Here is an 8,325-nt window from a genome sequence, read left to right as displayed (position 1 = left end):
GCCGCTCGATCGACGCCTCCAATCGGCTCACCGCCGCCAGCACCGCCAGCGGATCGGTCACCGCCACATCGACCAGCAACACCTCCAACCGGTCCCGCTGTCGCTGTCCTCGGTGGGCGGCGCTTCCAGGGAGGCAGCGGAATAGGCGTTGGCGGCCGGCCCGCTCCCACTCTGGTCCTCCCCAGCGGCTATCGCGCGCGGGGGGAGGAGGAGGTGTCGGCCTGCCCGACCGGCTTGCCCACCCCACCCGACCAGCGCGACGACCGCAAGGACCGGCGTTCCTACCTTCGGTACATCGGCCGAGACCCCAGTGGGCGCTACCTTCAGCCACCGTCGGAGCTACCCGCCAACGCCGGCCACGACCCCGCAGTACGCCTCGTTCGCTTCACCAGCAGCCCTCGCCCGACGCAGTACCAGGTCGCGCCCTCAGTCGCAGCCCGGGTCGCGTCCCTCGTACGGCGTGTGCGTAGCGCAGCGGCGGGCGGGCCATCCCGTCCGGACCGGTGAGTGCCGGGGCTGTTCCTCGAGGGCGGTGAGTTCCGGCGGGAGGGGGACTGTGAGTGCGGGGATTCCCTGTTCGGCAGAGGCGCAGACCCCAGGTTCCCGAACTCGTCCAGTGGCCATAACACAGGCTGGTGGTGAGCAAAAAATTTTCGTAGTAAATCAAATTTTCACCCAGTCGGCAAGGTGGGCGAGATCACACGCAAGACCCATTGAACCTTAGCGCCAGATTTCGGAACACGGAAGTCATTTTCGCGGTCGGCGACTACAAATCATTCACACCCCTCCCGGAGTACGGGGTGCCTTGATCGACGGGAGTCATCACCCAATGCCCTGAAATGCATCCTGACCTGCATTTATCTCACAAGAGCGGAAGCTTGGCAGTCCCGGATTGGATGCACTTCGAATGGACGGAGACCGCGTGCAAAGATGGTGAAGGCTATCTTCATCCTGCAACATCCCGACATCATTGAGCCGAAGAGCCGAACACGAATATCCTTCTGCCACGGTTTTCCGTGAGTCGAAAGACGTGGCACCGAAACGTCGGGACCACTCGTCTCGGGAAATTTTCTCTGGCAAGGGAGATTCATTCGATGAAGCGCACTAAGCGAATCGGCCTGGCTTTCGCTACTGCCGTCTGCGCAGCCGGCATTCTCGGGGTCGGCTCGGGATCTGCGTCAGCGACCAGCACCGGCCCGTACCTTGTCGCCAAGGAGCCGAACGTAGACGTGTGCAGCCAGTTTGCCACGTTCTACAACAACCGGTACAACACGGATGCGTTCTACTGCATCGGCACCGAACTGTGGCACGAAGCGATCTAACTGAGCGTTGACCCCGAGGTCCTGGTGTGTACGCGTCGTGCGTACACACCAGGCCCGGCTTCATTCCGAGCTTTCACCAGCCCAATGCACGTCCGCGCTGTCCAGTCCCGCGCCACTCGCTTCCCCGGTCGTTCCGCTATCCCCCTGTCACCCCTGGGGCCTGCGGAAAGAGTTCGACGGACGAGAATCTCGCGTGCCAACGGCTTCCCTACGCGCCACCCGTCGCCCATCATTCGGGCCGATGCGCTTCAGGCGCGGCATGCTGCTGGGGGTTCGACGGTTTCTCTTGTGGCGCGGCTTGGTTTTCTATAGGGACATGCCGCAGTACAGGCGTCGTGGTGGCCCGGCGTCGCGGGCGAGTTCGGCGAGGCGTTCCAGGAAGTCGGCCATGAGCCCTGGGTCCTGCCCGCCACCGTCCTGCGTGCGGGTCCACGCGGTGGCGGCATCCAGCAGGCGCTCCGGGGAGGCCGCTGCAAGGGCGTCGCGGAGGGTGTCGTTGAGCAAGACGGGCCAGGGCCCTTCGTGCTCGGCGTTGTTGAGCAGTGTGCAGAAGCGGGGGTCGGCTTCTGCTTGTTCCTCGGACCCTCCTGTCAGGTGGGCTTCGACGGTCCGAGGATCAGGTAGGGGTCTGTCCCTTTGAGGCCGAGGGTGCCGAAGGGGTCCGCTATGCAGCCGTCTTCGAACAGCGCGAGGGCTTGCGTGTCGTCGGTGGCCGCGTAGTAGTCGTAGAGGTTTCCCATGGCTGGATTATGGCAGTCCGGAGGCGTCGTTCAGGAGTGCTGTCGGACCGGAACAGGTGATCCTGGCCCTTCAATGGGAACTACGGGCATGACGGTCGCTGAGGAGCGCCGGGGGGCTGAACGGACCCGCTTCCGCATGGCTGCCGGTCGCCTCGTGCAGGCTGAACGGGCGAGCCAGCTTCGCAGGAGTCGGGTGAGGTCGAGAACCCTGACGAGCTGCCCGGCCCACCGGTCCGGGCGGCGGTGGCGATGACCGCGCCATCGGGGCGTTCCGGGGTGGGCAGGGCGGTGTGGCGGGAGCACGGGCGCCGTCCGGGGCTTGGGACGGCTCTTCGTCGTTGAGGGCGGTCAGGTCCTCGAGGAGCTTCGCACGACGACTGGGGTGTGGAAGCCGGCCGGTGCTGTCGGCTCACGGTCTGTCAGGTCCAGAAGGCGTCGGTGATGGTGATCTGGGGTTCGGCGTGGCGGCGGATGAAGGTGTAGATGAGCCATCCGCGGCCGCCGGCGAGGTCGGCGATGTGGGGTCCGCCGGGGCTGGTGGAGGCGAGGGGGCGGATGGTGATCCAGTGCGGCAGGGACGCGTCGGCGTCGATCCCTCGGTAGTAGGGGTCCGGGGCGGTGATCAGTTCGGCGCGGGCGGCCAGGACGAGTTGCCGGCCGTCGGCGGGCATCGCGTCGAATTCCTGTCGTGCCTCTGCGGTCCAGTCCATCTGCCAGGGCGGCTGCGGGAGGTCGCCGGTCACTGGCCCGGCTGCACAGTGGCTGCTTCACGCCGCAGGCGGCTGTACTCGGCCAGGAGAGCGGCCGACTCCTGGCGGTCCTCGCACGTCGCGGCGCGCGACTGGAGATCGTCCAGGTGTGCCGCAAGGCGGGGATCGCGAGCGATGGCGTACTGGGTCCACCACAGACGCATGAACGCGGGCACGGGTGTGAGGTTGAAAGCGTCTCCGATCGCCCGACGCCAATGGGACTCGAAGTCCGGCAGGAGGTGCGGGGCGTGCTCCTGGATGGCCAGACGCAGAGCCTGCGGAGTGCGTTCGGGCATCAACGGGACCGGGGGCTTGTCTCCCCCGGGTCCATCGAAATGCACTGTCTGAGCAGTCATGAGGCCAGGGCTCCCGATCTTCCGGCCTGGCGGTTCAGGCCGCGTCCCGGCCGGCGTCGGAGGCCGGCTGCTGTGCGGTCGGCTGCTGGTGCTGCTCGAACCACTCGGCGGGCACCAGATAGGCGACCGTCCTGCCCTTGCGCGTGATCGCGGCCGCCTCACCCGCAATCCGGGTGCGATCGAGGATCTCCCCCATGGCCTTACGGAGGTCGATCGTCGTGTATGTCCTCGTCTCCATGTACGTCACAGTACCCAAACTATCATAGTTGCGATACTTACCCTCGCCTGCCCACTCAGCGCCCCTCCCGCCCAGCAGCGCCCCGGCGCCGTTTCCTCTCCCCTTCCCCGGCTTTCGGTGTTCCCGGGTACGCGGGCCCGGCCGGACGCCATCATGGGCCCTTGACCGCGCACAGCCCGGTGCAGCGCCTGGCCGCCCACGTGCGGGCCGCCCTCGGCGACGGCCCGTTCCTCCCGCCCCGGGGCTGGACGCACATGGGCGCCGTGATTTGCGACGCCAGCTTCCACGTCCGCCGCAGGTACGAGTCGACGATCCGGCCGCGGCTGATCCGGCTCCAGGCCGCATGGCCCGACGCCGCCACGGTCCAGGGTTTCCAGGCACGTCTGGCCACCGAAGACCTCGCCACCGCCATGGACTTCAACAGCCCCCGCCGGGTCGCTACCGCCCACGCCATCACCGACCTCCTGGTCACGCAACGCGTCGACACCCGGGAGGAGCTCCACGCGTGGCTCGGCCGGCAGGCCAACCGTGACGCCCTGCGGAAGACAAGGGGCGTGGGGCCGAAGAGCGTGGACTATCTCGGGAACCTCGTCGGTCGGTCCCAGGTCGCCGTCGACGTGCACCTGCGCGCCTTCGCCGCCCAGGCCGGGGTCACGGGCCCGGGCTATGGGGAGCTGCGGGCGGTGTACGAAGGGACCGCCGATCTCCTCGGACATGACCGCGCCGGCTTGGAGCACGCCGTGTGGCGGTACATGTCGCGATCCCCATAACAGATCGTGCCGAAGGAACCCCTTCTGCGCAGCACGGCAATCGTGGACACCCTTCCTCCCGGAGCACAGATACCGCGGTGCTTCCGTTCGTCGAGGAGCAGCGTGCGCCGGATCACCGATGATCCCAGGCAGTGCCTCAGAACGGAGGATCGTCGTGTCAGGACCCGACCGTCAGCTTGGGCAGCCGGGGGTTGCGCCGTTGGAGAAGGGCCAGGGCGTCCTCGACGCGGCCGAGGTCGATGAGGTAGCCGGCCAGGTCATGGCTGTTCCTGCGGTCCTGCTGCTGGAGGACGGTAACGGCTTCCTCGGGTGCGCCCGGCACCGGCGAGGAGGCCGGCGATGTGCTCCGCCGCGTACCAGGTGTTGCCTTCGGGGTGAGCTCGAGCCCGTTCAACCGCCTCGTCGACCCCACTGCAGGCAGCGATCAACGGAACCACATCACGCTCCGCATGCTGACCGCCGATCAACCGGGCGTTGACCCAAGGCCGGGTAGTTAACGTATTTGCGCTGGTGGCAAGCGAGCTGGTGACGGTCCGGAACATGAGCGACGGAGCCCCGTTGGAGCAGGTAGTCCGCCAAGACTGTCTGCCACTTTCGGAGCTCCGTTGCTTGCACGTCATTGTGCCCTGCCCTCCGGTCTGACGACCGTGTTCCGCGAGTTCACGGTCGCCGGCGGGCGGTTCGCTCCCGGCCACTTGGGCGAGCTGACCCAGGTACTGCCGTTCGATCTCATTGACGCCGTCCTGGAAGAGACGCTGACCGTGCAGCGCCGGCTGCGGGACCTGCCCTCTCGGGTGGGCGTCTATTTCGTGCTTGCGATGTGCCTGTTCCCGGAGGTCGGGTACCGGCTGGTGTGGCAGAAACTGACCGCGGCCCTGGCAGGGGCTGGGCTGGAGACCGTGTGGCCGACCGCGAAGGCCCTGCGGGACCTGCGCCGCCGGGTCGGTACCGTCCCGATGCGGCGTCTTTTTGACATCCTGGCGGGGCCGCTGGCCCGGCCGAAGACGCGCGGTGTGCGGTTCGGGCCCTTCCGCACGGTCTCCTTCGACGGCTGCAGTTCTATCAAGGTCCCCGAGAGCGACCGGAATGTGGACCGGTTCGGACCGCAGAGCCGCGGCGGCTACCCGATGGTGGAGCTGATGACTTTGGTGGAGACCGGCACTCGGGCCCTGATCGGTGCGGTCTTCGGCCCCACCAGCGTCGGTGAAACCGACTACGCCCGTCGGCTGCTGCACCACCTCCGCCCTGACATGCTGGTCTTATGGGACAAAGGCTTCGACGCCAACGCCTTCCTGGCTAACGTGGCCGACACTGGCGCCCAGTTCCTGGGCCGGCTCCGCGCCAACCGCCGCACTCCAGTTCTGGCCCGTCTCGGCGACGGCTCCTACCTGTCCGTCCTGGGCACCGTCCCGGTCCGCATCGTCGAAGCCAAAATCACCGTGACCTGCAAGGACGGCACCTCGTTCACCGGCTCCTACCGACTCGCCACCACCTTGACCGACGCCCGCCGCTACCCCGCCTCGGCCCTGGTCACCCTCTACCACCAGCGGTGGGAGCACGAGTCCGCGTATTTCGCGTTGCGGCACACCCTCTGGCAGGGCCGGGTACTGCGCTCGGGCGACCCGGTCGGCGTCGAGCAGGAGATGTGGGCCATGCTCACGCTCTACCAAGCCCTGCGAACGGTCATGGTGGAGGCCGCCGAGTCCCGGCCCGGCACAGACCCGGACCGCTGCGGCTTCGCCATCGCCCTTCACACCGCCCGGGACCTGGTGCTCCAGGCCGAAGGCATCACCGGCCGCGGGACGCCCGGCGTCATCGGCCGGCGGATCTTGGCCGCGCTTCTCCCGCCCAGGCGGCCCCGCGTCAGCACCCGCAAGGTCAAGTCGCCGATCTCCCGCTACCACGACCGCAAAGACGACGGCCGTCCGGATACCAGCCGCACCGTCACCGGCCTGGCCATCGCCATCCTCGCACCCGAGCCTGAACTGCCCGCCACCTCACACGACGACCGCCACACCCGGCCGAACGACCGCCGCCGACAGCGCGTCCTGGACATCCTCGACACCGAACCCGACCGCCACTGGCACCCACGAGACCTCGCCCGCCACCTCGACGACATCACCCTGGGCACCATGCGCCGACAACTCGACCGATGGGCCAGTCAGGGACTCATCCACAAGGCCGGACCCGCCACCTACACCAGCCAGAATGACCCCTTGCCACCAGCGCAAATACGTTAACTACCCGGCCTTGGGTCAAGGCCCCTACGCTGGTCAAAGCCGCATAACCCGTGTTCAGGATCCGGGGTCAAGGCCCGTCGGCGCGGGTGAACTTCCAGTCGAATGGTCCGGCCACGGCGTTGTAGTGATTTTCGAAGGCGAGGACCTAGGTGGCGAGTTCGTCCAGGTCCTCGAAGTCGTCCGGGGTGAGCAGTTTGCGCTGGATGACGGAGAAGTAGACCTCGACCTGGTTCAGCCAGGAGGCGTGGACGGGCAGGTGGACCATCTGCGCGTTCGGGTAGGCATCGCTGAGGCGGGCTGCCGCTGCCCAGTTGCGGTGCGAGGCCCCGTTGTCCACGACCCAGAACACCCGCTTCGCCGACGCGTACGGCTCGGCCGTCACGACTTGGTCGACGAGCGCGGTGAACGGCTTGATCCCGGTGGACGACTCGCACCGGCCCATCACCTTCGCGCGGTGGACGTCGTAAGCGTCCAGGTAAGCGAGGGCGCCGTAGCGGCGGTACTCGCTTTCGGTGCGCATGGCCCGCCCCGGCCCGGCCGGGAGTGGAAGGTGGATCCGCATCCGCGCCTGGACGCCGGGCTTCTCGTCGGCGCTGATCACGTACTCCTCGCAGCCGAGAGGCTTGCCGTCCCATTCCCGCTGGTATAGGTCCAGGACACGGGAAGCCTTCAGGGCGAAGTGCTGGTCTCGTGGGAAGATCCACGACCGGTGCTGCCAGGGCCTGATCGCGTCGCCGGCCAGCCATCGACGCACCGTGGACGGCGAGGGCGTGGGGGCGATGCCATCCGCGGCAGCCTTCCGGGCCAGTTCCGGGCAGGTCCAGCGGGCCAGCGGCGTCCCGTTGGCGGCGGGCATCTCGCACGCCAGGGCCTTAACCTGGGCCGCCACCGCAGTGGGGAACACGCGGGGCCGCCCGGGTCGCGGAGCGTCGCAAAGCCCTCCCAGGCCTTTGGCCCCAATACCGGCGCCGCCACTTGCGAGCCGTGTCCTCACAGATGCTCAGACGCCCCGCGATCTCGCTGTTCCCGGCGCCGGCGGCCGCGAGCAGCACGATCCGTGCCCGCAGCACCATCCGGTGCGGCGCGGTCGCCCGGCGGGACAGCGACTCCAGCTCAGCGCGCTCAGCATCGCCAAGGCATATGACATAAGGACTGGAAGGCACGCCCTTGATGATGCTGGCAACCGGGTAGGGCACGATGGCCATATGGCCAAGCCGCCGGAATCGACCAAGACCTCGCTGCGCCAGCGGCTGGCCGCCAGGGCACGCGAGCGTTGGCCCCAGCTCGACGGCATCACCGTCCGCTACCACGGCGAGTTCGCCTACGTCGCCGGACAGCTCTCCGACGGCACCCCCCTGCCCCTGATGCGCCTGCGCTACACCGGATCGGCTACCACCTGGGGCTTTGCCATCTACCGCGCCAGCCACGACGATTACGAGAAATCGATCCTGCCCAGCGGCTACCCCACCGGAACCCCCCAGGAAGCCCTCGACTGCGCCTGCGGCCTCTACCTCGGCAACACCACAGCCTGGATCGACCCGCCATCCCCGACGAATCAACGGGCGCAACCACTAGCACTCCAGCAGCGTTCGCTATCTGGCCAGGTGAGAGACGTCGTTCACCACTGGTAGAGGGATGCGGCTTGATGGACAGCTGGGTTGACGGGTAGTCGTTTACTCGCAGAAGGACGGGTGTTGGTCGAATCGCTGATGCCGGTTGAGGAGATGGGCCGTACGATCTCCGGCGGCCCGCTGCAGGCAGCTCGACGGGGGTGGTGTGGCGTCTCAAGACTGGTAGTCCATAGCATGACCCGTCCGAGAAGGGCCAACGGGTGGGCCAGGCCGACGCTCGCTTCCGACAGACATGTCCGGGGGAACGTCAGCCCCTGACTGGGGCCAGCTATTCGCGGG

General features: G+C 67.7%; 11 protein-coding genes. 3 read left to right on the top strand and 8 right to left on the bottom strand.

Annotated elements, in window-relative coordinates; genetic code table 11:
- Positions 1-1,628: 1,628 nt before the first annotated feature.
- From ACIP98_RS33030 to ACIP98_RS33010, 5 genes are all read right to left on the bottom strand, one after another.
- Positions 1,629-1,826: a hypothetical protein gene (locus tag ACIP98_RS33030; protein WP_401979448.1), complete on the bottom strand. Its 198-nt coding sequence runs from the start codon at positions 1,824-1,826 to the stop codon at positions 1,629-1,631.
- Positions 1,827-1,912: 86 nt separating this feature from the next.
- A complete protein-coding gene (locus tag ACIP98_RS33025; RefSeq protein ID WP_401979447.1) occupies positions 1,913-2,062 on the bottom strand; it encodes a hypothetical protein in 150 nt (49 codons plus the stop codon).
- Positions 2,063-2,481: 419 nt separating this feature from the next.
- A complete protein-coding gene (locus ACIP98_RS33020; protein ID WP_401979445.1) occupies positions 2,482-2,805 on the bottom strand; it encodes a hypothetical protein in 324 nt (107 codons plus the stop codon).
- On the bottom strand, positions 2,802-3,167 hold the full coding sequence (locus ACIP98_RS33015; RefSeq protein WP_401979443.1) for a hypothetical protein: 366 nt from the start codon (positions 3,165-3,167) through the stop codon (positions 2,802-2,804). The genes ACIP98_RS33020 and ACIP98_RS33015 overlap by 4 nt, the downstream gene beginning before the upstream one ends.
- A gap of 34 nt (positions 3,168-3,201) precedes the next feature.
- On the bottom strand, positions 3,202-3,405 hold the full coding sequence (locus tag ACIP98_RS33010) for a type II toxin-antitoxin system Phd/YefM family antitoxin (protein ID WP_401979440.1): 204 nt from the start codon (positions 3,403-3,405) through the stop codon (positions 3,202-3,204).
- A gap of 161 nt (positions 3,406-3,566) precedes the next feature.
- On the opposite strand from ACIP98_RS33010, the gene ACIP98_RS33005 reads away from it, so the two are divergent.
- Positions 3,567-4,175, top strand: a complete 609-nt coding sequence (locus tag ACIP98_RS33005) for a hypothetical protein (protein WP_401979438.1) — start codon at positions 3,567-3,569, stop codon at positions 4,173-4,175.
- Positions 4,176-4,332: 157 nt separating this feature from the next.
- Here the strand turns inward: ACIP98_RS33005 and ACIP98_RS33000 are convergent, their stop codons facing one another.
- Positions 4,333-4,497 (bottom strand): hypothetical protein, encoded by a 165-nt coding sequence (locus ACIP98_RS33000; protein WP_401979437.1) that lies wholly within the window; start codon positions 4,495-4,497, stop codon positions 4,333-4,335.
- Positions 4,498-4,780: 283 nt separating this feature from the next.
- On the opposite strand from ACIP98_RS33000, the gene ACIP98_RS32995 reads away from it, so the two are divergent.
- A complete protein-coding gene (locus ACIP98_RS32995; RefSeq protein ID WP_401979434.1) occupies positions 4,781-6,415 on the top strand; it encodes an IS4 family transposase in 1,635 nt (544 codons plus the stop codon).
- Between the two features lie 145 nt (positions 6,416-6,560).
- Here ACIP98_RS32995 and ACIP98_RS32990 read toward each other — a convergent pair whose 3' ends face one another.
- On the bottom strand, positions 6,561-7,361 hold the full coding sequence (locus ACIP98_RS32990; RefSeq protein WP_401979453.1) for an IS630 family transposase: 801 nt from the start codon (positions 7,359-7,361) through the stop codon (positions 6,561-6,563).
- Entirely contained in the window at positions 7,288-7,488 is a 201-nt protein-coding gene (locus tag ACIP98_RS32985; protein ID WP_401979451.1) for a helix-turn-helix domain-containing protein, read from the bottom strand. The genes ACIP98_RS32990 and ACIP98_RS32985 overlap by 74 nt, the downstream gene beginning before the upstream one ends.
- Before the next feature lie 132 nt (positions 7,489-7,620).
- Between ACIP98_RS32985 and ACIP98_RS32980 the strand changes: the two genes are divergently transcribed.
- Entirely contained in the window at positions 7,621-8,046 is a 426-nt protein-coding gene (locus ACIP98_RS32980; RefSeq protein WP_401979432.1) for a hypothetical protein, read from the top strand.
- Positions 8,047-8,325: the final 279 nt, after the last annotated feature.

It is taken from the genome of Streptomyces sp. NPDC088354, assembly GCF_044753585.1.
Taxonomy (GTDB): domain Bacteria; phylum Actinomycetota; class Actinomycetes; order Streptomycetales; family Streptomycetaceae; genus Actinacidiphila.
Note: the sequence above shows the minus strand (reverse complement) of the source record. Positions and strands in the feature narration are given on the sequence as shown.

Excerpts from the sequence above, each read along its gene's own strand:
- ACIP98_RS33025 (WP_401979447.1), bottom strand. The coding sequence starts at position 2,062 with ATGGGAAACCTCTACGACTACTACGCGGCCACCGACGACACGCAAGCC.
- ACIP98_RS33015 (WP_401979443.1), bottom strand. The coding sequence starts at position 3,167 with ATGACTGCTCAGACAGTGCATTTCGATGGACCCGGGGGAGACAAGCCC.
- ACIP98_RS33010 (WP_401979440.1), bottom strand. The coding sequence starts at position 3,405 with ATGGAGACGAGGACATACACGACGATCGACCTCCGTAAGGCCATGGGG.
- ACIP98_RS32985 (WP_401979451.1), bottom strand. The coding sequence starts at position 7,488 with ATGGTGCTGCGGGCACGGATCGTGCTGCTCGCGGCCGCCGGCGCCGGG.
- ACIP98_RS32980 (WP_401979432.1), top strand. The coding sequence starts at position 7,621 with ATGGCCAAGCCGCCGGAATCGACCAAGACCTCGCTGCGCCAGCGGCTG.